This window comes from Micrococcus sp. GPGPB33 (assembly GCF_037853785.1).
GTDB lineage: Bacteria > Actinomycetota > Actinomycetes > Actinomycetales > Micrococcaceae > Micrococcus > Micrococcus luteus.
Map to the genome: position 1 here is coordinate 1,220,717 of NZ_JAQMWO010000002.1, position 24,460 is coordinate 1,245,176.

At 74.1% G+C, this 24,460-nt stretch carries 18 protein-coding genes, 1 tRNA gene and 1 pseudogene; 12 read left to right on the top strand and 8 right to left on the bottom strand.

Going from position 1 to position 24,460, the window contains the following annotated elements:
• Positions 1–139 precede the first annotated feature (139 nt).
• The 4 genes from POD19_RS05830 to POD19_RS05845 all read left to right on the top strand — a co-directional run bounded on the left by POD19_RS05830 (position 140) and on the right by POD19_RS05845 (position 6,796).
• Positions 140–2,284 (top strand): PhoX family protein, encoded by a 2,145-nt coding sequence (locus POD19_RS05830; protein WP_169577776.1) that lies wholly within the window; start codon positions 140–142, stop codon positions 2,282–2,284.
• A 116-nt stretch (positions 2,285–2,400) separates the two neighbouring features.
• Positions 2,401–4,338: a 2-succinyl-5-enolpyruvyl-6-hydroxy-3-cyclohexene-1-carboxylic-acid synthase gene (menD, locus tag POD19_RS05835; protein ID WP_101965863.1), complete on the top strand. Its 1,938-nt coding sequence runs from the start codon at positions 2,401–2,403 to the stop codon at positions 4,336–4,338.
• Positions 4,335–5,735 (top strand): geranylgeranyl reductase family protein, encoded by a 1,401-nt coding sequence (locus tag POD19_RS05840; protein WP_101965862.1) that lies wholly within the window; start codon positions 4,335–4,337, stop codon positions 5,733–5,735. The genes menD and POD19_RS05840 overlap by 4 nt, the downstream gene beginning before the upstream one ends.
• Complete coding sequence (locus tag POD19_RS05845; protein WP_340309370.1) at positions 5,732–6,796, top strand: polyprenyl synthetase family protein; 1,065 nt, start codon at positions 5,732–5,734, stop codon at positions 6,794–6,796. Before POD19_RS05840 ends, POD19_RS05845 begins: the two co-directional genes overlap by 4 nt.
• Positions 6,797–6,839: 43 nt before the next feature.
• Here POD19_RS05845 and POD19_RS05850 read toward each other — a convergent pair whose 3' ends face one another.
• The 3 genes and pseudogenes from POD19_RS05850 to rarD form a co-directional block, all read right to left on the bottom strand.
• Positions 6,840–7,337 carry an HIT family protein gene (locus tag POD19_RS05850; RefSeq protein ID WP_036318075.1) on the bottom strand — a complete coding sequence of 166 codons (498 nt, stop codon included), beginning with the start codon at positions 7,335–7,337 and terminating at the stop codon, positions 6,840–6,842.
• Positions 7,334–7,828, bottom strand: coding sequence for a hypothetical protein (locus tag POD19_RS05855; RefSeq protein ID WP_036318078.1), 495 nt, complete (start codon positions 7,826–7,828; stop codon positions 7,334–7,336). Before POD19_RS05855 ends, POD19_RS05850 begins: the two co-directional genes overlap by 4 nt.
• A gap of 9 nt (positions 7,829–7,837) precedes the next feature.
• Positions 7,838–8,856: pseudogene (rarD, locus tag POD19_RS05860) on the bottom strand (EamA family transporter RarD).
• A 142-nt stretch (positions 8,857–8,998) separates the two neighbouring features.
• On the opposite strand from rarD, the gene POD19_RS05865 reads away from it, so the two are divergent.
• Positions 8,999–10,417 carry an FAD-dependent oxidoreductase gene (locus POD19_RS05865; RefSeq protein WP_036317798.1) on the top strand — a complete coding sequence of 473 codons (1,419 nt, stop codon included), beginning with the start codon at positions 8,999–9,001 and terminating at the stop codon, positions 10,415–10,417.
• 41 nt (positions 10,418–10,458) lie between these two features.
• Positions 10,459–11,754: an MFS transporter gene (locus POD19_RS05870; protein WP_095353652.1), complete on the top strand. Its 1,296-nt coding sequence runs from the start codon at positions 10,459–10,461 to the stop codon at positions 11,752–11,754.
• 187 nt (positions 11,755–11,941) lie between these two features.
• Here the strand turns inward: POD19_RS05870 and POD19_RS05875 are convergent, their stop codons facing one another.
• Together POD19_RS05875 and POD19_RS05880 are read right to left on the bottom strand one after the other, a co-directional pair.
• A complete protein-coding gene (locus POD19_RS05875) occupies positions 11,942–12,445 on the bottom strand; it encodes a hypothetical protein (protein ID WP_115165934.1) in 504 nt (167 codons plus the stop codon).
• Positions 12,446–12,485: 40 nt separating this feature from the next.
• Positions 12,486–12,974 (bottom strand): YajQ family cyclic di-GMP-binding protein, encoded by a 489-nt coding sequence (locus POD19_RS05880; protein ID WP_036317682.1) that lies wholly within the window; start codon positions 12,972–12,974, stop codon positions 12,486–12,488.
• A 209-nt stretch (positions 12,975–13,183) separates the two neighbouring features.
• Here POD19_RS05880 and POD19_RS05885 point away from each other — a divergent pair.
• Both POD19_RS05885 and POD19_RS05890 read left to right on the top strand, forming a co-directional pair.
• A tRNA-Tyr gene (locus POD19_RS05885) sits at positions 13,184–13,265 on the top strand.
• A 220-nt stretch (positions 13,266–13,485) separates the two neighbouring features.
• Entirely contained in the window at positions 13,486–15,240 is a 1,755-nt protein-coding gene (locus tag POD19_RS05890) for an AMP-binding protein (RefSeq protein ID WP_340309371.1), read from the top strand.
• Between the two features lie 15 nt (positions 15,241–15,255).
• On the opposite strand, the gene POD19_RS05895 is transcribed toward POD19_RS05890, so the two are convergent.
• Positions 15,256–15,720: a hypothetical protein gene (locus tag POD19_RS05895; protein WP_041103583.1), complete on the bottom strand. Its 465-nt coding sequence runs from the start codon at positions 15,718–15,720 to the stop codon at positions 15,256–15,258.
• Positions 15,721–15,925: 205 nt separating this feature from the next.
• A complete protein-coding gene (locus POD19_RS05900; RefSeq protein ID WP_102708520.1) occupies positions 15,926–16,954 on the bottom strand; it encodes a DNA-3-methyladenine glycosylase family protein in 1,029 nt (342 codons plus the stop codon).
• Positions 16,955–17,116: 162 nt separating this feature from the next.
• Here POD19_RS05900 and POD19_RS05905 point away from each other — a divergent pair, with 162 nt between their 5' ends.
• The 3 genes from POD19_RS05905 (at position 17,117) to POD19_RS05915 (ending at position 21,277) form a co-directional block, all read left to right on the top strand.
• Positions 17,117–18,682 (top strand): pyridoxal-phosphate dependent enzyme, encoded by a 1,566-nt coding sequence (locus POD19_RS05905; RefSeq protein ID WP_036317690.1) that lies wholly within the window; start codon positions 17,117–17,119, stop codon positions 18,680–18,682.
• A 165-nt stretch (positions 18,683–18,847) separates the two neighbouring features.
• Positions 18,848–20,002: a cystathionine gamma-synthase gene (locus tag POD19_RS05910; protein ID WP_070709901.1), complete on the top strand. Its 1,155-nt coding sequence runs from the start codon at positions 18,848–18,850 to the stop codon at positions 20,000–20,002.
• A 66-nt stretch (positions 20,003–20,068) separates the two neighbouring features.
• Positions 20,069–21,277: an amidohydrolase gene (locus POD19_RS05915; protein WP_070709897.1), complete on the top strand. Its 1,209-nt coding sequence runs from the start codon at positions 20,069–20,071 to the stop codon at positions 21,275–21,277.
• 40 nt (positions 21,278–21,317) lie between these two features.
• On the opposite strand, the gene POD19_RS05920 is transcribed toward POD19_RS05915, so the two are convergent.
• On the bottom strand, positions 21,318–21,947 hold the full coding sequence (locus POD19_RS05920; protein WP_041103579.1) for a hypothetical protein: 630 nt from the start codon (positions 21,945–21,947) through the stop codon (positions 21,318–21,320).
• A 309-nt stretch (positions 21,948–22,256) separates the two neighbouring features.
• Between POD19_RS05920 and POD19_RS05925 the strand changes: the two genes are divergently transcribed.
• Positions 22,257–24,404, top strand: coding sequence for a DEAD/DEAH box helicase (locus POD19_RS05925; RefSeq protein ID WP_340309372.1), 2,148 nt, complete (start codon positions 22,257–22,259; stop codon positions 24,402–24,404).
• Positions 24,405–24,460 lie beyond the last annotated feature (56 nt).

Genomic DNA, 24,460 nt, shown 5'->3' on the forward strand with positions numbered 1-24,460 from the left:
AACTCGCGGCCACCTGGGCGTGGCTCGCCGCTCGGAGCGAGGGGCCAAGGTGATGGCGGCCCCGGCCGGTCTCACCCCGGGGTCGTCTCCGGCCCGGCACCGGACCCCGGACCATCCCCACGACGCGAAGGACCCCGTCATGCTGAAGCGCCTCCTCCCCATGGCCGGCCACACCCGTGGCAACCGCTCCGCCGTCACGTGCGAGCTCAAGTGCGGCAACGCGTGCGCCCACCCGGTGCCCAACACCTCGGCGAACCCGACCTTCCAGCAGATCGCGGAGACCGCCATCTCGCGCCGCTCCGCCCTGGTCGGCGGCACCGGTCTCGCCGCCGCCGTCGTCATCGGCTCCCAGGTGGCCCAGGCCCCCGAGGCGCTCGCGGACAACGGCCGGCGCCCGACCGGCGGCGGCAAGCTCCCCTTCGAGCCCATCGCGCCGGTGAGCCGCACCGTGGACACCATGACCGTGCCGGAGGGCTACGACTGGGGCACCGTGATCCGCTGGGGCGACCCGCTGTTCGCCGACTCCCCGGAGTTCGACATCGAGCACCAGACCGGTGCGTCGCAGGCCGCCCAGTTCGGCTACAACAACGACTACCTGAACATCATCACCGACGGCGGCAACGACCGCTCCGGCTACCTCGTCTCCAACCACGAGTACACCAACGAGAACATCATGTTCTCCCCGGAGTACATCGCCTCGAACTTCGAGGACGTCGTCAACGTCGGCCTCCAGGCCCACGGCCTGTCCATCGTGGACCTCAAGCGCGCCAAGCGCGGCGCCCCGTGGGAGTACGTCCGCGGCGGCCGCCGCAACCGCCGCATCACCGGCACCACCGAGTTCGAGGTCCGCGGCCCGGCCGCCGGCCACGCGCTGCTCAAGACCGTCGAGGACCCGACCGGCACCCGCGTGCTGGGCACCCTGAACAACTGCGCCGGCGGCACCACCCCGTGGGGCACCGTGCTCTCCGGCGAGGAGAACTTCAACCAGTACTTCAAGGGCCGCGGCACGGCCGAGGAGAAGCGCTACGGCATCTCCGCCGCCGCCACCAGCCGCGGCTGGGAGAAGGTCCACGACCGCTTCGACCTGACCAAGCCCGGCTACGAGAACGAGGCCAACCGCTTCGGCTGGGTCGTCGAGATCGACCCCGAGGACCCGACCTCCACGCCCGTGAAGCACACCCTCCTGGGCCGCTTCAAGCACGAGGCCGGCACCGCCGTGATCTCCCCGTCCGGCCACGCCGTGGTCTACTCCGGCGACGACGAGCGCCACGACTACCTGTACAAGTTCGTCTCCGCCGAGAAGGTCCGCGAGGGCGACAAGAAGCACAACATGCGCCTGATGGACAAGGGCACCCTCTACGTGGCCAAGTTCTCCGGCGACTCCCCGGCCGCCCAGATCGACGGCAGGGGCACCCTGCCCTCGGACGGCGCCTTCGACGGCTCCGGCGAGTGGATCGCCCTGGCCGACGAGAAGACGTCCTTCGTCCCGGGCATGTCCCTGGCCGAGGTCCTCGTCTACACCCGCCTCGCGGCAGACAAGATGGGCGCCACCAAGATGGACCGCCCGGAGGACGTCGAGACCAACCCGGTCACCGGCAAGGTCTACGCGGCCCTGACCAACAACACCAAGCGCACCGCCGTGGACGAGGCCAACCCGGTCATCGGCAACCGCGACGGCCACGTCATCGAGATCACCGAGCGGGGCGGGGATCACACCTCCACCACCTTCACCTGGGTCATCCTGCTGCTCGCCGGCGACCCGGCGGTCTCCTCCTCGGCCTACTTCGCCGGCTACCCGAAGGAGAAGGTCTCCCCGATCTCCTGCCCGGACAACCTGGCGTTCGACTCCGAGGGCAACCTCTGGATCTCCACCGACGGCCAGCCCGGCACCATCGGCTACGCCGACGCGCTGCACAAGGTCACCCTCGACGGCGCCGAGCGCGGCCGCGTCCAGCAGTTCCTCGCCGTCCCCCGCGACGCCGAGACCTGCGGCCCCGTGATCCACGACCGCGACAACTCCGTGTTCGTCAACGTCCAGCACCCGGGCGAGGACGGCACCTGGGGCGCGCACACCTCCTACTTCCCGGACTTCCTGAGCCCGACTGGCCCGGTCCAGGTGGGCGACAAGGTCGCGGCCCCGCGTCCGTGCGTCGTCCAGGTGTTCAACGCCACCGGGAACAACGGCATCGGCAAGGGCGCCGGCAAGGAGAAGGGCAACAAGGGCAAGGGCAACGGCAACGGCAACGGCAAGGGCAACGGCAACGGCAAGGGCCCGAAGGGCTGACCCCCGCCTCCGCGAGGACCCTCGACGAGGCCGTCACGGCCGGCGCCACCGCGTCACCGTGGCGGCCTCGCCGCGTCCGGGGCCCGTCCGCGCCCGGGCCTAGACTGGTGGCCACCATGACCTCCGTCGACTCCCTCTCCGTGGCGCGCGCCGTCGCCACCGCCCTGATCGACGCCGGCATGCGGGACGCGGTGGTCTGCCCCGGCTCCCGCTCCGCCCCGCTGGCTTACGCGCTCGCGGCCCTCGAGCGCGCCGGCGAGGTCCGCCTGCACGTGCGGGTGGACGAGCGCTCGGCCGGCTTCCTCGCCCACGGGCTCTCGCTGGCCTCGGGGCGCCCGGTGGGCGTGCTGACCACCTCGGGCACCGCCGTCGGGAACCTGCTGCCCGCCCTGATGGAGTCCATCCACGCCGGCACGCGCGTGATCGCGCTGACCGCGGATCGTCCGCCCGAGCTGCACGGCACCGGCGCGAACCAGACCACGGACCAGAGGGGCGTGTTCGGCACGCACGTCCGCCATGCCGCCTCCCTCGGCTGCGACGCCGCCGACGGCGTGGATGCCGAGCAGCATCTGCGCCACGTGCGGGCCACCGTGCGCCGGGCCCTGCTGGCGGCCGAGGGGGTCGTCGCCGAGGCCGGTTCCGACGACGGCGCGCCCGGTCCGGTGACGATGGCAGAGGCCCCGGCCGGGCCGGTCCACCTGAACCTGCACTTCCGCGACCCGCTCGTGCCGAGTCCTGAGGAGGCGGCCGCCATGGGCGCCGCCGCGGCGCCGCACACCCCTGTTCCGGCCGTCGCCCCGACCGGCGCGAGCCCGGCCGCCGCCGCGTCGGCCTACCGGGCGCCCGGGGCGGTGCTCTCGGGGCTGCCCGAGCTGGACGTCGCCCGCCTGGACCAGCGGCGCACCGTCGTGCTGGCCTGCCACGGCGCCGGCCCCGTGGCCGCGGCCTTCGCGCTGTCCCTGGGCCTGCCCCTGCTGGCCGAGCCGTCGTCGAACGCGCGGTTCTCCGCCAACGCCATCGCCGCCTATCCGCTCCTGCTGGGCGCGGCCGGCGGGCGCGACGCGGACGCACACCCCCTTGCCGCCCGCATCGAACGGGTCGTGCTGTTCGGCCGGCCCACGCTCACCCGGACGGTCAACGCCCTGCTGGCCCGCCCCGACGTCGCCACGGCCCTGCACGCCCCCGAGCCCGCACCATGGTTCGAGCCGGGCCGGCGCCGGGAGACGCCCGTGGAGACCCTCGAGGAGCTCGCCGCCTTCGCCGGGCAGGGCGAGCCCGGCTGGCTCGCCGCGTGGCAGCACGCCTCGATGCGCGCCCAGGCCGCCGTGGAGGACGCGCTCGTCACCACCGACGCCGGCGACCGGCTCAGCCCGCAGACGGTGGCGCACGTGAGCGCCGCCATGGTCCGGGGTCCGCTCGTGCTGGGCTCGTCCTCGGTGATCCGGGACGTGGACCTGACCTGGCGGCCCCCCTCGGCGCCGGACGCGGAGGTGTACGCCAACCGCGGGCTCGCCGGGATCGACGGGACCGTCTCCACGGCCGCGGGCGTCGCACTGGCGCGCGGACGGCGGACCGTGGCCCTGCTCGGCGACCTCACCGCCCTGCACGAGGCGGGCGGCCTGCTCGTGGGCCCCACCGAGACCGAGCCGGACCTCGACCTCGTGGTCGTCAACGACGACGGCGGGGCGATCTTCGCGAGCCTCGAACACGGGGCCGTGGCCGAGGCGCCCGGCATGGCGGACCCCGTCGAACGGCTCTTCGGCACCCCGCACGGCGTGGACCTGGCCGCCCTGGCCGCCGCGTACGGCCTCCCGCACACGCGGGTCACCGACCGCGTCGACCTCGTCCGGGCCCTGTCCGACCCGGTGCGCGGCCGGCGTCTGCTCGAGGTCCGCTGCGACCGCGCCGACCGCCCGCGCGTCGCCGCCGCCCTGGCCGCGGCGGTGCGCGCCACGTTCCCGCCCGCGTGCCCCGTCCCGGACCCCGCGCCGGACGCCGGCCCGGCCCCCGCCCCGCCCACCGCCGAGCTCGCCGCCGAGGAGGCCCCCCAGTGACCGGCACGCCGACGTCGCCCGCGCCCGCCTCGACCCCCGCCGTCGTGCGCCGTGCCGACGTGCTGATCTCCGGCTGCGGCCCCGCCGGCGCCACCGCCGCCGCCCACCTCGCCGCGGCGGGGCTGGACGTGGTGGTGCTCGAGAAGACCGCGCACCCGCGTGAGAAGGTCTGCGGCGACGGCCTGACCCCGCAGGCGGTCCGGGAGCTGCAGCTGCTCGGCGTGCCCCACCGGGGTGAGCCCGGCGACGACGGCGGCTGGCGCGTCATCCGCGGCCTGCGGCTGCGCGCGGGCGAGCGCAGCGTGGACGTGCCGTGGGCGCCCACCCAGACGTGGCCGGACTACGCGCTCACCCGCACCCGCCGGGACTTCGACGCCCTCCTGGCGGACCTGGCGCGCACCCGCGGCGCCGAGGTCCGCGAGCGGCACGCCGTCACCGGCGTCGTGCGGGACGAGGCCGGACGCGTGGTCGGGCTGGACGCGGAGCTGATCGCGCCGAACGGCCGCAAGACCGGGGAGACCGCCCGCTTCACCGCGCCGATCGTGCTCGCGTGCGACGGCGTCTCCGCCCGCGCCGCCGTCTCCGCGGGCCTGCACCGCCGCGAGGACCGGCCCATGGGCGTGGCCGTGCGGGCCTATTACACCGCCGGCGCCGCCGTCGACGGGGCGAACCCCGCCCCGCCCGGCGACCGGGGGGAGTGGATGGAGTCCTGGCTGCGCCTGCCGGATGCCGAGGGCAACCCGCTGCCCGGCTACGGCTGGCTCTTCCCGCTGGCGGACGGCACCGTGAACGTGGGCCTGGGCATCCTGGACACCTCCCCGCAGTTCGGGAAGCTGGACTACCGCGGGCTGCTGAAGTCCTGGACCGGGGCGCTCACCGCGGACTGGGGGATCGCCGAGCAGACGCGCACCTCGCGGATCCTCGGCGCGGCCCTGCCGATGGCGTTCAACCGCACCCCGCAGCACGTGCCGGGCATGCTCCTGGTGGGCGACGCGGCCGGCATGGTGTCCCCGTTCAACGGCGAGGGCATCGGGTTCGCGATGGAGGCGGCCCGCCTCGCCGCGGACCTGGCCGTGCAGGCGCACGCGGCCGGGACCGACGGCGCCGCGGACGCGATCCTGTCCCGTTACCCGGTGATCACCCAGCACCTGTGGGGCCGCCACTTCGCCCTCGGCGCCCGGTTCGCCCGCCTGATCGGCGATCCGCGGGTGATGAAGGCGGCGCTGGGCGCCGGGATGGCCGCACCCCCGCTGCTGCGGGCCGCGGTGAAGGTCATGGGCAACACGGTGGACGCGCGGGGCGGCGACGCCGTCGACCGGGCCGTCCGCGTGCTCGAGGCGCTCACCCCCGCGCTGACGACCGCGGGCGGCGCGCCGTTGGGTAGGCTTGCCCGGTGACCTCCGCAGACCCCGGCTTCGCCCTGCCCTCCGGCTTCGAACCCCTCGCCGAGCATGGCCGTGTCCTGGAGGTCGTGCTGACCGCGCTCGAGCAGGTCGAGGAGCAGCTGGACACCGCCCTCGGCTTCGACGACCTGTTCTCCGACACCGCCGCCCACCACCTGATGGCCGCCGGCGGCAAGCGGGTCCGTCCGGTCCTGACGGTGCTCGCCTCCCTCCTGGGCGATCCCGCCCTGGCCTCCGGCGAGGTCGCCGACGTGGACGCGCCCGCCCGCCAGGCCGCCGTCGTGATGGAGCTGACGCACCTGGCCACGCTGTACCACGACGACGTGATGGACGAGGCCCCCGTGCGCCGCGGCGCTCCCGCCGCCCACCGGCTGTGGGGCAACTCGGCGGCGATCCTGGCCGGCGACCTGATCTTCGCCCGCGCCTCCCAGCTCATGGCCGAGCTGGGCCCGCGGCCCGTGCAGATCCAGGCGGACACCTTCGAACGCCTCGTGCAGGGCCAGCTGTGGGAGACCCGCGGCCCGGCCGAGGGCGCGGATCCGATCGAGCACTACTACGCGGTGCTCTCCGGCAAGACCGGCTCGCTGATCGCCGCGGCGGGCATGCTCGGCGCGCTGCTGGGCGGGGCCGACGAGGCCGCCGTCCAGGTGATGCGCGCCTACGGCGAGAAGGTGGGCCTGGCCTTCCAGCTCGCCGACGACCTGATCGACCTCACCGGCGACGCCGAGCGGATCGGCAAGGTCCCCGGCACGGACCTGCGCGAGCGCGTGCCCACCCTGACCACGCTGCTGCTGGCCCGCGCCGCGCAGGGCGAGGGGCCGGAGGCCGAGGACGCCCGCCGGGTGCGCGCGCTCGTGGACGGGCCGCTCGACACCGACGAGCAGCTGGCCGCCGCCGTCGCCGCGCTCACGGGCCACCCCGCCATCGACGAGGCGTGGGCGATCACCCGCGGCTGGGCGGAGCAGGCCAAGCAGGCGCTCGACCCGTTGCCGGACTCCGCCGTGAAGGCGGCGCTCGAGGCGTTCGCCGACTACGTGGTGGGGCGCTCGGCCTGACGCCGCGGTCCGCGGCGTCACCGCCGTGATCCGGGGCGGCCGCTCAGTCCAGGCGGGTCGGGGCGGGGTCCAGCGCGGCCGCGAGCTCCCGGGCCTTGAGGGCGCGGACCTCCGGGGCCACCGGGTGGCGCAGCTGCCGGTAGAGCAGGTCCCCCTCGAAGCGCGGGAAGACGTGCAGGTGGTAGTGCCACACGTGCTGGTTGCCGGCGGGCTCGTTGTGCTGGCGCGTGGAGATTCCCTCCGGGGCCCACGCACGCTTCATGGCCAGCGCCACCTGCTGGGCCATCAGGGCGATGCGCTGCAGCACGCGCGGGGGCAGGTCGTAGAGGTTCTCGTAGTGCTCGGCCGGGCAGACCATGGCGTGTCCCTCGTGCTCGCCGAACCCGTCCACGGCGATGAGCACGAGCAGGTCCTCGTCCTGGTAGACGGTGTCCCCGAGCTCGCAACGGTTGCCCGGGTCGGAGACGTCGCCGGCTGCGAGCCCGCAGAACGGGCAGACGTAGCCGTCCGGGGCGTGGGAGACCGGGGCGGGCGCGGTCACCGGTCCGGACCCTCGTCGTCGTCCTCGGGGTCCTCGAAGGTCCACGCGAGCAGGTCCGTGAGGAACTCGCTGAAGGTGCCGCCCTCGTCCTGCCACTGACCCTCGGGGGCATCGGCACCGGCGGAGCGCCGCCACACCAGTGGGTCCGGCAACGCCAGGTTGTCCACCGGCAGGCCCCACACGACCGTCTCGTCCGCATCCTCCAGGAACATGAGGAAGCCGTCCCGCACCTCGAGGTCCTCGGGGTCCCACACGTAGTGGTCCGTCTCCATGAGGTCGCCGCAGTTGCCCAGGGCGAGGTAGAACTCGCGGAGAGCAGCCGGGATCATGAGCCCGGCGCCGAGCTGCTCCGCCGCGGGGGACTGGGCCAGCCGGGCGTCGACGTCGGCGGGGGCGAGGCCGTCGTCCTCGGCCCAGGCGTCGCCCAGCAGGTCCGGGACGAGCCGCTGGAAGGCCGGGAGGTACACGGGGGCGGGGGGCTTGGCGGGCATGCCGCCAGTCTAGGCGTGCGCGCCCTGCCCGGCCCGGACCGCCCGACGCTGCAGGCGGGAGGCGTTCAGCTGGTCGAGGGTGAAGACCGCCAGCGAGAGCCAGATGAGCCCGAAGCCCGCCCAGCGGGCCGCGGGCATCTGCTCGCCGAGGACCGTGACCGCCACGAGGAACTGCAGGATGGGCGCCGTGTACTGCAGCATCCCGAGCGTGGTCAGCGTCAGGGAGCGGGCCGCCGCCGAGAACAGGATGAGCGGAACGGCGGTGAGCACGCCGAGCCCGGCCATGAGCCAGAAGTGGCCGGGCCCCTCGGTGACGGTGGTGAGCAGCCCGGCCTGCGCCAGCAGCACGCTGCCCACCACGAACACGGGGATCAGCACCACGGTCTCGGCGGTCATCGCGGTCACCGCGTGCACGGGGAGGGGAAGCGCTTCTTCACGAAGCCGTAGAGCCCGAACGAGGTGGCCAGCCCGAGCGCGATCCACGGCACCTGCCCCATCGCCGCGGACATCACGACGACGGCGGCCACCGCGATCCCGACGGCCACCCACTGGCCCCGCCGCAGCCGCTCCCCGAGGAAGAGCACGCCGAGCAGGACATTCACCAGCGGGTTCATGAAGTAGCCCAGCGACGCCTGGAGCACGTTGCCCGTGGTGACCGAGACCGCGTACAGCAGCCAGTTCACCGCGATGATCCCGGCGGCCAGACCCGTGGTGCCCCAGCGGCCGGGCGTGGCCAGCGCCGTCCCCAGCTCGCGCAGGCGGCGCATCACGGTCAGCAGCAGCAGGCAGAAGATCAGGGCGAAGCCGATGCGCACCACCACGATCTCCAGGGCCCCGGCGGGCGCGAGCACCGCCATGTAGAGCGGCAGCAGGCCCCACACGAAGTAGGCGGTGAAGCCGAGGGCCAGCCCACGCGGGTCATCGGCCGGGGCGGGGGAGACGGTGGGCAGGGCGCCGGTGTCGGGGGCGGCGCCGTCGGGGGTCACGCCGGGCCGGACAGCGGGGGAGGAGGGGCTCACGCGGACCACTGTACGGTCCGGGTGAGCACTCTCACCCAGGTTCCTCCCGGTCACGGCGGTAGACTGGGGGGTCGATCCCGCGCGCCGGTGCCGGGCCTTGCCCCGCGCTCCGCCGGCGTGCCCCGCCGTCGTCGAAAAGGACCCACCCACCGTGACCGTTCGCCCTGACCGCCCGTTGCGCATCGCCATCATCGGTGCCGGACCCGCCGGGGTGTACACGGCGGACATCCTGACCAAGGAGGAACGGGACTTCCGTGTCAGCATCGACCTGTTCGACCGGTACCCGGCCCCGTTCGGTCTGATCCGCTACGGGGTGGCTCCGGACCATCCGCGCATCAAGGGCATCGTGACCGCGCTGCACAAGGTCATGGACCGCGGGGACATCCGTTTCCTGGGGAACGTGGACTACGGCACGGACCTGAGCCTGGCGGATCTGCGTCGGCATTACGATGCGATCGTGTTCTCCACCGGGGCTGTGCGGGACGCGGTCCTGGACGTGCCGGGGGTGGAGTTGGCCGGCTCGTTCGGTGGCGCGGATTTCGCGTCCTGGTATGACGGGCACCCGGATGTGCCGCGGCACTGGCCGTTGGAGGCCACGCAGGTGGCGGTGATCGGCAACGGGAACGTGGCCCTGGATGTGGCCCGGATCCTGTCCAAGCATGCCGAGGATCTGTTGCCCACCGAGATCCCGGACAACGTGTACCGGGACCTGGCCGCTTCCCCGGTCACGGATGTGCACGTGTTCGGTCGGCGTGGGCCGGCGCAGGTGAAGTTCACCCCGTTGGAGCTGCGGGAGCTGGCGCATTCCCGGGATGTGGACATCGTGTTGTACGAGGAGGACTTCGACTTCGATGAGGCCTCGGAGAAGGCGATCGAGGAGAACAACCAGGTCCGCACGATGGTGGGGACGTTGACGAACTGGCTCATGGAGCAGGAGGACCGTCAGCAGAGCGCCTCGCGTCGGCTGCACCTGCATTTCCTGCAGGCCCCGGAGGAGTTCCTGGACGAGGACGGGGACGGCCGGGTGGACGGTCTGCGGATGCGCCGGATGGAGTTGGACGGTTCCGGTGGGGTCCGTCCGACGGGGGAGACCGTGGACTATCCGGTGCAGGCGATCTACCGGGCCGTGGGGTATTTCGGTTCGCCCGTGGAGGGGGTGGAGTTCGATGAGGTGCGCGGGGTGATCCCGAACGCGGAGGGTCGTGTGCTGGATGCGGACGGCGCCCCGGTGCCGGGTCTGTATGCCTCGGGGTGGATCAAGCGGGGCCCGGTGGGGTTGATCGGGCACACCAAGGGTGACTCCCTGGAGACGATCAAGCATCTGATCGAGGACGAGCCGGGGCTGTGGACGGCCCAGGAGCCCTCCGAGGAGTCGGTGATCGAGCTGCTCGAGTCCCGTGAGGTCCCGTACACCACGTGGGCCGGTTGGCATGCTCTGGATGAGCATGAGAAGTCCCTGGGTGCGCAGGCCACGGAGGCCGGTCCGGTGGCGCGGGAGCGGGTGAAGGTCGTGGACCGGGAGGAGATGACCCGCATCTCCCGCGACGGGGCCTCCGTCCCGACCGCCTGATCCGGGGCGGGCCCTGGCCGCCCCGGCGCTAGGCTTCCGGGGTGGCCCGCCTCCTCGTCGACATCACCCCGCTGCGGGTCTCACCCGCCTACCGGCGGCTGTGGCTCGGCAACACGCTCGCGTACGTGGGCACGCAGCTCACGCTCGTGGCGGTGTCCCTCGAGGTGTTCGCCCTGACCGGCTCCTCGTTCGCGGTGGGCCTGCTCGGCCTCGCCGCGCTCGTGCCCCTCGTGGTCGCGGGCCTGTACGGCGGCGCGATCGCGGACCGGCACGACCGCCGCCGCGTCGCACTGACCTCGTCGGCCGTCATGTGGCTGACCACGGTCGGCATCGCCGCGCAGGCCTGGGCCGGGCTCGAGTCGGTGCCGGTGCTGTACGCCCTCGTGGCCCTGCACTCCGGCGCGTCCGGCATCAACCAGCCCACCCGCGGCGCGATCATCCCCGCGCTCGTGGGCCTGCCGCTCGTGCCGGCGGCGAACGCGCTGAACATGATGACGTTCTCCGTGGCCCTGATGGTCGGCCCCGTGCTGGGCGGCGTGCTCGTGGCGGCGGTCGGCTACGCGTGGACCTACTCGATCGACGTCGTCACCTTCCTCGCCGCCCTGTACGCCGTGTGGCGGCTGCCGTCCCTGCCGCCGCAGCGGGCCGAGACCGCGACCGCCTCGGGGACGCGCTGGGGCCTGGCCTCGGTGGTCGAGGGCCTGCGCTTCCTCGGCTCGCGACCGAACCTGCGGATGACCTTCCTGGCGGACATCGTGGCTATGACGACGGCGTTCCCGCGCGCCCTGCTGCCCGCCATCGGCGCCGTGGTGCTCGGCGGCGGTGAGGCCGCCGTCGGGGTGCTGCTGGCCGCGATGGCGGCGGGCGCGTTCCTCGCGGGACTGTTCTCCGCGCCGTTCACACGCCTGCATGCGCAGGGCTGGGGCGTGTACGTCTCGATCCTCGTGTGGGGCGCGGCGGTGGCCGCGTTCGGCGGCGTGGTGTGGTGGGCGCAGTCCCTGCCCGACGGCGATCCCCGCCTCACGCTCGCGTTCGCCCTCGCCGCGCTGTGCATGGCGGTGGGCGGGGCCGCGGACTCGCTCTCCGGCGTCTTCCGCGGCTCGATCCTGCAGTCCGCGACCCCGGACCACCTGCGCGGCCGGCTGCAGGGCGTGTTCGTCGTCGTGGTGGCGGGCGGGCCGCGCCTGGGCGAGCTGATCACCGGCGGTGCGTCCGTGGGCCTGGGGGAGGGGCCGACTCTGCTGGCCGGCGGTGTGCTGTGCATGCTCGGCGTGAGCGCGCTGATGCGGTGGCAGCCCGGCTTCCTGCGCTACGACGCACGGAACCCCACGCCCTGAGCGGGCGCGGGGTTCCGTGGCGGGAGGCTGCGAGCCCGCGACCGCCGAGGAGCGCCGAGCCAGACGTTTCTGCCCGTGAGCCAGATGATTCTGCTGCAGATCGGGCCGCGAAACCGCCGAAACGTCTGGCTCGCGGCAGCCTGAGCCGCCGTCCACGGGAGCCACCACGACGACGGCGGCCGGCGGGTCAGCGGTCGCGGTCGGCCTGGAGCGTGGCCGGCACCGCGCCGCCCAGGCGCGTCCAGTGGCGGACGAGGTCCTCGTCCGGGGCCGCCTGGAGCGTCTCGCGGGCCGCCTCCTCCGCCTTCGTGATGCGGCGCTCCAGATCCTGGTCCGCGCCCTCGTAGGCGGCCGCGTGCCGGTGGGAGCGCAGCGATCCGACGTCCTCCGTGCGACGCTCCACCACCGCGAGCTGCTCGGCGATCGCGTCCTGGTTGGCGCGCTGGGCCTTCAGGTTCGCGGGGGCGAGCACCTGGGCCACGAACCCGTGGTCGAGGAGGAGGCCGCGCGGGGCGGCGACCCCGTGGCGCAGCGCGAGGTCCACATGGTCCTCGAAGGTCAGGAGCATGGCGGCCTTGGTGAACTTCAGGTCGTCGACCGGGCGGCCGTCCACGCGGGCCCGGGCCCGCGCCCGGCCGATCGTGGTGTCGGCGGACCACACGGCCCCGCGAGGGTCGATCAGGTACAGCATGGGGACTCCTGGTGGGCTCGGAGGGGAGGCGGCGTGCGGATCAGCGGAAGTTCACGAACTGCAGGTCCGCGTCCTCGAAGTCCTTGAGCATCGCGATGACCGACTGCAGGTCGTCGCGGGACTTGGAGGACACGCGCAGCTCGTCCCCCTGGATCTGGGCCTTGACGGACTTGGGGCCCTCGTCGCGGATCAGCTTCGTGATCTTCTTCGCCGTGGGCTGGTCGATGCCCTCCTTCATGGTCGCCTCGATGCGGTACTCCTTGCCGGAGGCGAACGGGGCGCCGGCGTCGAGGGACTTGAGGGAGATGCCGCGCTTGACGAGCTTGGACTCGAACACGTCCTTGACGGCCTTGACGCGCTCCTCGGAGGAGGCCTTCATGAGGATCTTCTCGCCGGAGAAGTCGATCTCGGCGCCGACGCCCTTGAAGTCGTAGCGCTGGGCGATCTCCTTCTGCGCCTGGTTCAGGGCGTTGGACACCTCCTGGCTGTCCACCTTGCTGACGATGTCGAACGTGGAATCGCTGGCCACGGGTGCTCTCCTTCAGGGTCTGCGGACGGGGCGCGCCCGTCGTCGACGGCCACTGCGGGGCCGCGCGGGGCGCTCTGCGGATCAGCCTACCGGGGACGACGGGCGCGGTCCCGGGCCGATTGGCGGCGTGGCGCGGGGATGCTGTACAGTCGACTCTCGCCCGACCGGTGCGGTCGTCCTCGAGACGCCCAGCAGCCGCCGGGTGGCACGGCAGATTTCCCGAGCGGCCAAAGGGGGCTGACTGTAAATCAGCTGGCACTGCCTTCACTGGTTCGAATCCAGTATCTGCCACCGGAACGAAGACCCCGGGACCGTACGGTCCCGGGGTCTTCTGCCGTCCGGGGCCGTGGCCCACCCCGCGTCCCCGCCCCGGGAGGTGGCGGCCTCCCGCCAGGCGACGTAGCCTGCCTGTGGTCCGTGTCACACCCGATGCCCTCCGCGGTCCGGCGGCGGCACGGCCGTGCATCGTGACGCCGTGCGGCGTCGCCCGACCGTCCGCGAGGAGCGCCCGATGACCGAGTCCACCGCCCCCGAGTCCTTCACCCAGGGACCGACCGACGTCGAGCTGCTCGAGCAGACCCTGGCCCAGAACCTCGACGACACCGCCCGCCGGTTCGCCGACCGCGCCGCCCTCCTGGAGTGCGGACCGGACGGGGACCCGGCCACCGGACGCACCTGGACCTACGGGCAGCTGCAGGAGGAGTCCGTGACGGTGGCCAAGGCGCTCATGGCCGCGGGCTACGAGGCGGGGGACCGGATCGGGATGTGGAGCCCCAACGTCGCCGAGTGGGTCTCGCTGCTCTACGGCGCGGCACGCGCCGGCGTCATCCTCGTGAACCTCAACCCGGCGTACCGCGCCCACGAGCTGACGTACGTGGTCGAGCAGTGCGACATGCGCGGGCTGGTGGTGGCCTGCGCGGACGCACGCATGGACCCGCCCGCCACCGCGCGGGCCGTGGCCCGTGAGTCGGCGCCGCACCTGCGGCAGCTGATCATGCTGCCGGCCGGGAGCGGCGAGGACGCCTACGCCCACGTGCAGGACGGTGACGTGGCCGGCCGGCACGCCGCCGATCCCGTGGCCGAGGGCACGTGGGCCGCCTTCCTGGCCGGGGCCGCGCGGGTCTCGGACGAGGACCTGGCCGCGCGCGAGGCCGCCACCCGGCCGGCGGACCCCGTGAACCTGCAGTACACCTCGGGCACCACCGGCTTCCCCAAGGGCGTCACGCTGACGCATCGCAACGTGCTGAACAACGGCTTCCACATCGGCGAGCTGCTGGGCTACACGGAGGAGGACACCGTGGTGATCCCGGTGCCGTTCTTCCACTGCTTCGGCATGGTGATCGGCGTGATCGCCACCGTCTCCCACGGCTCGCTCGCCGTCATCCCGGCGCGCAGCTTCGAGCCGGTCTCGGCGCTGCGGGCCGTGGCCGCCACCGGCGCGACGAGCCTGTACGGCGTGCCGGCGATGTTCATCGCCATGCTCGCCCGGCCCGAGGCGGACGAGCTGGACCTGTCCACGCTGCGCACCGGCGTGATGGCCGGCTCGACGTGCCCTGTCGAGGTGATGAAGAAGGTCATCGACCGGTTCCACATGTCCGAGGTCGCCATCTGCTACGGCATGACGGAGACCGCGCCCGTGTCCACCATGACCCGCCGCGACGACTCCCTACAGGTGCGCACCCAGACCGTCGGCCGGACCATGCCCCACGTGGAGACGAAGATCGTGGACCCCGCCACCGGTGACGTCGTCCCGCGCGGGGCCACGGGCGAGCTGTGCACTCGCGGCTACTCCGTGATGCTCGGCTACTGGGACGCCCCCGAGAAGACCGCCGAGGTGCTGGACGCCGACGGCTGGATGCACTCCGGCGACCTCGCCTCCATGGACGAGGACGGCTCCGTGCGCATCGAGGGCCGCATCAAGGACCTCGTCATCCGCGGCGGCGAGAACATCTCCCCGCGCGAGGTGGAGGAGTTCCTCTACACCCACCCGGACATCCAGGACGTCCAGGTGGTGGGCGTGCCGGACGAGAAGTACGGCGAGCAGCTCATGGCCTGCGTGATCATGAAGGACGGCGTCGAGCCGCTCACCGTGGACGCCGTCCGCGAGTTCGCCACGGGCCGGATCGCGCACTTCAAGATCCCGGCCTACGTCCGCGTGCTCGACGCCTTCCCCATGACCGTCTCCGGCAAGGTCCGCAAGGTCGAGCTGCGCGAAGAGGGCGCGAAGGTCGTCCAGGCCCAGGCCCACGCCCAGGGTGCGGGCTGACGACGACCGTCACCCTCAGGCGGCGGGCAGCGGGAACACGTCCCAGATGGTGCAGACCGCCTCGGGGGCGGCGCCCAGGATCGTGGCACGGTACGTGGTCGACCACGCCCGCGGGTCGGCGTCGCGCAGGCGCCACGTGCCGTCCGCGAGCACCGCGTCCACGAACGCGGAGGTGTCGGCGGGGCTGCCGTCCTCGTGGACCAGGGGGCCGCGACGCAGGGCTTCACCCAGGTCGCCCGCTCGGCCGACGGCGTAGAGCGCGGTCTCGTCCGTGTCCAGCACGAGGCCGCAGTCCTCCTCGAAGGCAGTGATCCAGGCCATCGCGTGCCGCATGGCCTCGTCCGGGTCGGGGTGGCGGGTCACGATGAGCACGGAGCCGCGCTCGCCCGGACGCAGGGAGCCGGGCGTGCCGGGGCCGTGCGGGTCGGGTTCGCGCGGGGCGGCGGCGGTGTGCGGGCGGGGCTCGAAGGCGGTGGTCATGGCGGTCTCCTCCCGGGTGGGGACTCATCAGGGTCCCGGCGGCGCCGCACCGGTCGGAGCGGCATCGCCCACGCTAGGAACCCGGGGCGGGCGGCCGGCCGGACCCGGCCGGGGCTGGGGAGGACACGCCGGGAGCAGCGGCCTGTGCAGGAGCGGAGGGGTCGCGCGGACGCGCCGGCACGGCCTCGGCCGGCCCGGCGTCGCGTCAGTGGGCGCGGTGGTCGGCCGGGGCGAGCTTGGGCCCGAACGCCTGCTTGCGCTCTCCGGAGAGCCCGATCATCCGCACCACCCGCTGCCGGTGCCCGGCCCATGGCGCGAGCAGGCGGAGCATCCCGGCGTCGTCGGTCCGGCGTCCCGTGAGGACCTGCCCCACGTACTGCGCCAGGTGGTAGTCACCCACGGAGACGAGGTCCGCCGCCCCGTGGCTGCGCTGCAGCGCCTCGGCCGTGGTCCACGGCCCGATCCCGGGCACCGACTCCAGGCGCCGGGCCAGCGCGGCCACCCCGGCCGTGTCCCCGGGGGCGACCGCGTCGCCGAGCCGGTCGATGCTCGCGGCCCGCCGGGCGACCTCCAGCATGGTCCGCGACTGGGAGGGCTGCACCCAGGCCCGCGCATGCCAGTCCCACGAGGGGATCCGCAGGACGGCGGCCGGGGTCGGCGGCGGCAGCATCCCCGGCGGCACCGGGCCGGGGGCGGGCCCGTCGTCGTCGATCCGGGCGGCCAGCCGCACGAGGGTGCGCCAGCCGTGCCGCGCCTGGTCGTGGGTGACCTTCTGCTCGAGCACGGCGGTGAGCAGCTGCCGGGACAGCGCGCCCGCCGCCGGCAGCCGCAGCCCGGCCCGCATCCGCCGCGCCTCGCGCACGTGCGGCGGCAGCGCGGGCGCGCCGGAGTCCGGCCGCAGCAGGGCGTCGAAGGCTTCCCAGCCGTCGTCGTGCAGGCCGAGCAGGCGTTCCACGCCGGCGACGGCGGCGCTCGCGCCCGCGCCCCACGCGCGGGCCGTCACCGCGGTGCCGCCCCCTGCGGCCTCCCGGACGCCGGAGACCAGCAACGACGTCGGCCGGCCCGGGCCGTCCGACGCCACGTCCGGGGCGGGGGAGCGCAGAGTGAGCCAGACGCCCTGCGGTGTGGCGCGGACCGTGGGGTCGGCCGCACCGCGCTGCAGGGGGCGCAGGGTGAGCGCGACGTCCACGGGGACGGGCACGCGCACGCGGCGCTCGGCGTCCGGGGCGGTCATGCCCGCACCGTACACCCGGGCCCGGACAGGACGACGTCGGCCGTGACGGCGCGCACGCCGGGCGTTGCCCCGCGTGTCCGGAGCCCTCCTTCGGCGTCCGGCCCCTGGCGTAGCGTGGGGTGCGTGAGTGAAAAGACCCCCGCGCCCACCCCTGCGCAGCCCATGCAGTACGCCGAGAACGTCCTCGAGCTGATCGGGCACACCCCGCTCGTGAAGCTGCACTCCGTGACGGAGGGCATCGAGGCCACCGTCCTGGTGAAGGTCGAGTACCTGAACCCCGGCGGCTCCGTGAAGGACCGCATCGCGCTGAAGATGATCGAGGAGGCCGAGCGCGAGGGCCTGCTCGGCCCGGGCGGCACCGTCGTGGAGCCCACCTCGGGCAACACGGGCGTGGGGCTGGCCCTGGTCTCACAGCTCAAGGGCTACCGCACCGTGTTCGTCACCCCGGACAAGGTGGGTCAGGAGAAGCGGGACGTGCTCAGCGCGTACGGCGCCGAGCTCGTCGTCACGCCCACCGCCGTGGACCCGACGTCCGAGGAGTCCTACTACGGGGTCGCCGACCGCCTCGTGCGGGAGATCCCCGGGGCCTATCAGCCCAACCAGTTCTTCAACCCCGCCGCCCCGGCCTCCCACTACGAGACCACCGGCCCCGAGATCTGGGAGGACACGGCCGGCCGCGTCACCCACGTCGTGATGGGCGCCGGCACGGGCGGCACCATCACGGGCACCGGCCGCTACCTCAAGGAGGTCTCGGCGGACCGCCCGTCCGGTCCGGTCCGCGTGATCGGCGCGGACCCCAGCGGCTCGGTGTACTCCGGCGGCGCCGGCCGGCCCTACTTCGTCGAGGGTGTCGGCGAGGACATGTGGGTGGACAACTACGACCCCGCGGTCCCGGACGAGGTCATCGCCGTCGAGGACGCCGAGGCCCTGGCCATGACCCGCCGCCTCGCCGCCGAGGAGGGCCTGCTCGTGGGCGGCTCCTCCGGTCTGGCCGTCGTCGCCGGCCTGCGCGCCGCCCGCGAGCTCGGCCCGGAGGACGTCATGGTGATCGTGCTGCCCGACTCGGGCCGCGGCTACCTCGCCAAGATCTTCAACGACCCGTGGATGGACGAGCGCGGCTTCGACTACGACGTCCGCGAGACCGTGCTGCCGGCGTGGGCGCGCGGGCGCACCCGCTCGGCGGTCCCGCAGATGGACGACGACGGCGCCACGGGGGCCGCCGGCGGGGCCGGCACGCCCGTCGAGGTGCTCGAGCACGCCGACGCCGAGCCGGCGACCCGCGCGGGCGCCCCCGCCGAGGCCGACCGCTGGTCCGCGACGGCGGGGGAGCTGCTGACCGAGAAGGCCGACCTGTTCCCGGGCTCCGTGCCCACCCTCGTCACCGCGGCCCCGACCACCTCGGTGGCGGACGCCGTGGCGACCATGAACCGGTACGGCGTCGACGCCCTGCCCGTGATCCTCGAGCCCCGGCACGACCTGCGGATCGGCGAGGTCCGCGGCACCGTCTCCTCCGCCGCGCTCGCGGACGCCCTCGCTGAGGGGCGGGCCACCGCGCAGACCCCCGTGGCCGACGTCATGGGCCCCGTGCTGCCCTGCCTGGGGGCGCGCACCCCGCTGCGCGCCGTGGCCCGGCGCCTCGCCCAGGACCCCGTGCTGCTGGTGCTCGAGGCCGGCCGCGTCCAGGGCGTCGTCACCCTGCACGACGTCCTCGCCCACGTCACCGCCTGAGGCCGGCCGCACCGGCCGCGCCCGCCCCACCCGACCCGATCTCTCCGAGGAGGCTCCCGAGATGACCGAGCAGAACGTCCACGAGGACCCGCACGCCACCACCCCCGACACCGGCGCCGAAGACGCCGCCGCCCACCCCCAGGGGGAGGCTTCGGCACGCGCGCCGTGCACGCGGGCCAGCACCTGGACGAGGTGTTCGGCGCCGTCGTCCCGCCGATCCACCTCTCGAGCACCTACGCGCCCACGGCCGTCGGCGAGCTGCGGCGCGGCTACGACTACGGCCGCGGCACCAACCCCACCCGGGACGCGCTGCAGGAGCAGCTGGCCGCGCTCGAGGCCGGCGTCGACGAGTCCGGCGCCCCCCGGGCCACCGGCCTCACGTTCGCCTCCGGCCTGGCCGCGGAGACCGCGCTGATCATGGGCGCGGGCCGGCCGGGCATGACGATCGTGCTCGGCAACGACGTGTACGGCGGCTCCTACCGCCTCATCTCCCGCGTGCTCGCCCCGTGGGGCGTGGAGCACGTCGTCGTGGACATGGGGGACGCCGAGCAGGTCGCCGCCGCCGTCGAGCGCGCCGCCGCCACGGGGCCGGTCATGGTGTGGCTGGAGACCCCGTCCAACCCGATGATGAAGATCTCCGACGTCGCCGCGGTCGCGGAGGCGGCCCACGCGCACGGCGCCCTGCTCGTGGTGGACAACACCTTCGCGACGCCGTACCTGCAGTCCCCGATCGCCCTCGGCGCGGACGTGGTGGTGCACTCCACCACGAAGTACATCGGCGGCCACTCGGACGTGATCGGCGGGGCGCTCGTGATCCCGGACGCCGCACTCGCCGAACAGGTGAAGTTCCAGCAGTTCGCGGCGGGGGCCGTGAACGGGCCCATGGACGCGTACCTGACCACGCGCGGCCTCAAGACGCTCGGGGTGCGCATGGACCGCCACCAGGCCAACGCCCAGGCCGTCGCCGAGTGGCTCACCGGCCGCGCCGAGGTCTCCCAGGTGCTGTACCCGGGGCTGCCGGACCACCCCGGCCATGAGCTCGCACAGCGGCAGATGCGCGGTTTCGGCGGCATGGTCTCGCTGCGCCTGTCCGGCGGCGCCGCGGCGGCCCGCCGCGTGGCCGAGTCGACCCGCCTGTTCCAGCTCGCCGAGTCCCTGGGCGGCATCGAGTCGCTGATGAACTACCCGGCGGAGATGACCCACGCGTCCGTGGCCGGCACGGAGCTGGCCGTGCCGGACGACCTGCTGCGCCTGTCGGTGGGCATCGAGGACGCCGAGGACCTCGTGGCGGACCTGGAGCGGGCTCTGGGCAGCCTCTGACCCGCCGACGTCCGCCAGAGGTCTAGCGCACGGGTGGGGAGCACGGGGCGGCGTAGTGTGACGGGCATGACCCTCACCGCCTTCGTCAACGCCCACGTCGTCCCCGTCGCCGCCGAGCCGTTCGACGGCGCCCTGCTCGTCGAGGACGGCCGGATCACCGCGCTCGGCCCCGACGTCCAGGCACCCGACGGCGCCGACGTCGTGGACTGCGAGGGCCGCTGGCTGCTGCCCGGCTTCGTGGATGCCCACGTCCACCTCGGCATGCACGCCGAGGGCGAGGTCGGGGCGACCGCGGACGTCAACGAGATGACGGACCCGGTGATGGCCGGGGTGCGGGCGATCGACGCCGTCGACCCGAACGAGCCGGGCTGGAAGGACGCCCTGGCCGGCGGGGTGACCACCGTGAACGTCAACCCCGGCTCGGGCAACCCGATCGGCGGCCAGGCGGTGGCGCTGCACACCCACGGACGCACCGTGGACGAGATGGTGCTGCGCAGTCCCTCGGGCGTGAAGTCCGCCCTCGGCGAGAACCCCAAGAACGTCTACAAGGAGAAGGGCCGCACCCCGTCCACGCGGCTGGGCACCGCCCTCGTGATCCGCGAGGCGTTCCTGCGGGCGCAGGGCTACATGGCCCGCCGCGCGGAGGCCGAACGCGAGGACAAGCCCTTCACCCGCGACCCCCACCTCGACGCCCTCGCCCTCGTCCTGGAGCGCACGATCCCCTGGCGCCAGCACTGCCACCGCACCGACGACGTCGCCACCGCCCTGCGCCTGGCCGACGAGTTCGGCTACGACCTCGTCCTGGACCACGGCACCGAGGCGCACCCGCTGGCCGACCAGCTCGCGGCCCGCGGCGTGCCGGTGCTGATCGGCCCGCTGTTCACCACCAAGTCCAAGCCGGAGCTGCGGGGTCGCTCGATGCGCAACCCGGGGCGTCTGGCGCGGGCCGGCGTCGAGATCAGCATCATCACCGACCACCCGGTGGTGCCCATCGACTTCCTCGTCTACCAGGCCGCGCTGTCGGTGAAGGAGGGCCTGGACCGGGAGACCGCTCTGCGCGCCATCACCCTCCATCCCGCGCGCGTGCTGGGGTTGGACGACCGCATCGGCTCCCTCGAGGTGGGCAAGGACGCCGACCTCGTGCTCTGGTCCGGCGACCCGCTCGATGTCATGCAGCGGGCCCTGAGCGTGTGGATCGGCGGCCGTCAGGTCATGGAGTACGACCTCGCCACGGCCCGGCCCGTCGTCGCCTCCGCCCGTCCCGCGGAGGACTGAGCGGCGCCGCCGCCCGGCGGCGTGGGCGGGACGCGCGGGTTCAGCGCCGCAGGCGCGAGCGCACGGGTGGCAGCCAGACGAGCGCGGCGCCCAGGAGCATCACGACGGCGAGGATGATCAGCAGGCCGTTGGCCCGCAGGAACGCGGGGGCGGCCAGCAGGACGGCGATGAACGTCAGGGTCCCGATCGCCGAGCGACGGCGGCGCAGCAGACCGATCCAGCCCCACAGGGACGCCGCGGCCAGCAGGCCGACGGCGGTGCCCATCGTGAACTGCCCCGTCGCGCCGCCCAGCACGCCCACCGACTCCATGCCGGTGAGCGGATCGATGACGGGCTCGCCGCTGTCCTGTGCGCGGGCCCCGTTCCAGATGAACGCGCCCGCGATGCCGACCAGCACCACGGTGACCGCGAGCCAGTAGATGCGCGCGACCTTCAGGAGCGGGTGGACGAGGCCGGCGTCGGACTCGGCCGCGTCCCGCTCGGCCAGGTCGCGCTCGCGGTCCGCGCGGCGCCGTTCCAGGCGCTCCTCGTCCTCGGCGGTGAGGCGGGCGCGCACGGCGCGCAGCCGTGCGTCGTCGGCCCGCTGACTCTCCCGGAAGGACTGGGCGGCGCGGCCGGCGGCCCGGCCGAGTCCGCGGGCGAGGGGGCGGTCTTCGCTGTTCTGGGGCACGTGCCGAGCCTATCGTCCCGGCCGGTGAGCGACCGGGGTGTCCGAGGGCACAGCCCGGCCCGGGGTCCGGTGGCGTAGACTGGGCGGACCGGATCCGGTCTCTCCCCCTGTGATGAGTGAGCGTGGACGCGTGTGCCACGCCGGACTGCAGATGTCTGTGCAGATGTGTGTGCGGGCCACGAACGTCGTGGCCCTCGGGGGCTGCCGGGTGGACGGAATCATCTGACCCAGCTGGCCCCTGCGCCCCACGACGTCGACCCGCGACCGACGTCCTCCGGCGTGCGCCCGCGCATCCCCACAGGAGGACCCATGTCCGACATCCTCGATCCCCAGACCACCGCCGAGGCCCCGACCGCCGCGCCCGTGGAGACCGCCCCCGAGGCGGAGACCGTCGCCCCCGAGCTCGCCGAGGCGGAGCAGGAGGCCACCGGGACCGTCCCGCAGGTCGACGCCGCCGAGCCCGCCGCCCCCGAAACCCCCGCCGAGCCCGCCGGCCCCACCTTCCTGGACCTCGGCCTGGACGCCCGCGTGCTGGCCGCCGTCGAGGACCTGGGCTACACCCACCCCTCGCCGATCCAGGAGGCGACCATCCCGCTGCTGCTGGACGGCCGCGACGTCGTGGGCCTGGCCCAGACCGGCACCGGCAAGACCGGCGCGTTCGCGCTGCCGGCCCTGTCCCGCCTCGCCGAGACCACGGACGTGACCGGGCGCGCGGACACCCCGCAGGTGCTCGCGCTCGCCCCGACCCGCGAGCTCGCCCTCCAGGTGGCCGACGCCTTCGACAGCTACGCCAAGCATCTCGACGACGTCTCCGTGCTCGCGGTCTACGGCGGCTCCCCGTACGGCCCGCAGCTGGCCGGACTGCGGCGGGGCGCGCAGGTCGTCGTCGGCACGCCGGGCCGCGTGATCGACCACCTCGAGCGCGGCTCGCTGGACCTCTCCGACCTGCAGACCCTCGTGCTGGACGAGGCGGACGAGATGCTGCGCATGGGCTTCGCGGAGGAGGTGGACCGCATCCTCGCCTCCACCCCGGACACGAAGCAGACCGCGCTGTTCTCGGCCACCATGCCGCCGGCCATCCGCCGCATCTCCGCGCAGTACCTGAACTCCCCGGAGGAGGTGGCCGTGTCCCGCCAGTCCACGACGTCCGCCACCATCCGCCAGCGCTACCTGCAGGTGGGCCACCAGTACAAGCTCGAGGCCATGACCCGCATCCTCGAGACCGAGGACCACGAGGGCGTGATCGCCTTCGTGCGCACCCGTGCCGGCACCGAGGAGCTCGCCCAGAAGCTCACGCGCGCCGGGTTCAAGGCCGTCGCCATCTCCGGTGACATCGCCCAGAAGCAGCGCGAGAAGACCGTCGAGGACCTGAAGGCCGGCCGCGTGGACATCCTCGTGGCCACCGACGTCGCCGCCCGCGGCCTCGACGTCGAGCGCATCTCGCTCGTGGTCAACTACGACATTCCGCAGGACGCGGAGTCCTACGTGCACCGCATCGGCCGCACCGGCCGCGCCGGCCGGCAGGGCGACGCCGTGCTCTTCATGACCCCGCGCGAGCGCTTCCTGCTCAAGCAGATCGAGCGGACCACCCGCCAGCAGGTCGAGGAGATGGCCGTGCCCTCCGTCGCCGACGTCAACGCGGCCCGCAAGCGCCGCTTCGCCGACGGCATCACCCGCACCCTCGAGCGCGCCTCGGAGGAGGAGCTGGCGGTGTTCGGTGAGATCGTCGCCGCGTACGTCGACGAGCACGAGGTCGAGCCGGCGCGTGTGGCCGCCGCGCTGGGCATGATGACCCAGGGCGGCCGCCCGCTGCTGGCCCGCGAGCAGGAGATCCCGTTCGGCGGCGCCCGCGGCCGCAAGGACCGCGACGGAGGCCGCGAGGGTGGGCGCGACGGCGGCCGTGAGCGCGGCACGAGTGACGGCCGCGGCTCGCGTGGCCCGGCCCGGGAACCTGCGGCCGGCAACGCGACGTACTGGATCGCCGTGGGCCACCAGGACCGCGTGCGGCCGGGCAACATCGTGGGTGCGCTGGCGAACGAGGTGGGCCTGCCCGCCTCGGCCATCGGCGCGATCGACCTGCGTGGCAACCACTCGCTCGTCGAGCTGCCGGCAGACCTGACCTCGGCCCAGCTCGAGGCCGCGGCCAACGCCGAGATCAACGGCCGTCGCCTCGGCCTGCGCAAGGACACCGGCCGCCCGACCCGCGCCGAGCGCGACGGCGAGGACCGCGGTGAGCGCCGCGGCGGCTTCCGCAAGGACCGCGGCGAGCGCGGCGGCTTCCGCGGGGACCGCGACGGCGGCCAGCGCGGCGGCTTCCGCAAGGACCGGGACGACCGCGGCTTCCGTGAGGATCGCGGTGGCTTCCGCAAGGACCGGGACGACCGCGGGGGACGCCCCGGCGGCCGCAAGCCCCGTTGGGGCGCCCAGGAGCGCTCGGATCGGGGCGCCCGCCGCTGATCCGGCCGGGGTGCGGACCCCCGGAGGCCGTAGCCGGGGCCGATTTTGCATCGGCC

Excerpts from the sequence above, each read along its gene's own strand:
- POD19_RS05830 (WP_169577776.1), top strand. The coding sequence starts at position 140 with ATGCTGAAGCGCCTCCTCCCCATGGCCGGCCACACCCGTGGCAACCGC.
- menD (WP_101965863.1), top strand. The coding sequence starts at position 2,401 with ATGACCTCCGTCGACTCCCTCTCCGTGGCGCGCGCCGTCGCCACCGCC.
- POD19_RS05855 (WP_036318078.1), bottom strand. The coding sequence starts at position 7,828 with ATGCCCGCCAAGCCCCCCGCCCCCGTGTACCTCCCGGCCTTCCAGCGG.
- POD19_RS05875 (WP_115165934.1), bottom strand. The coding sequence starts at position 12,445 with ATGCTGTACCTGATCGACCCTCGCGGGGCCGTGTGGTCCGCCGACACC.
- POD19_RS05890 (WP_340309371.1), top strand. The coding sequence starts at position 13,486 with ATGACCGAGTCCACCGCCCCCGAGTCCTTCACCCAGGGACCGACCGAC.
- POD19_RS05895 (WP_041103583.1), bottom strand. The coding sequence starts at position 15,720 with ATGACCACCGCCTTCGAGCCCCGCCCGCACACCGCCGCCGCCCCGCGC.
- POD19_RS05900 (WP_102708520.1), bottom strand. The coding sequence starts at position 16,954 with ATGACCGCCCCGGACGCCGAGCGCCGCGTGCGCGTGCCCGTCCCCGTG.
- POD19_RS05905 (WP_036317690.1), top strand. The coding sequence starts at position 17,117 with ATGCAGTACGCCGAGAACGTCCTCGAGCTGATCGGGCACACCCCGCTC.
- POD19_RS05915 (WP_070709897.1), top strand. The coding sequence starts at position 20,069 with ATGACCCTCACCGCCTTCGTCAACGCCCACGTCGTCCCCGTCGCCGCC.
- POD19_RS05925 (WP_340309372.1), top strand. The coding sequence starts at position 22,257 with ATGTCCGACATCCTCGATCCCCAGACCACCGCCGAGGCCCCGACCGCC.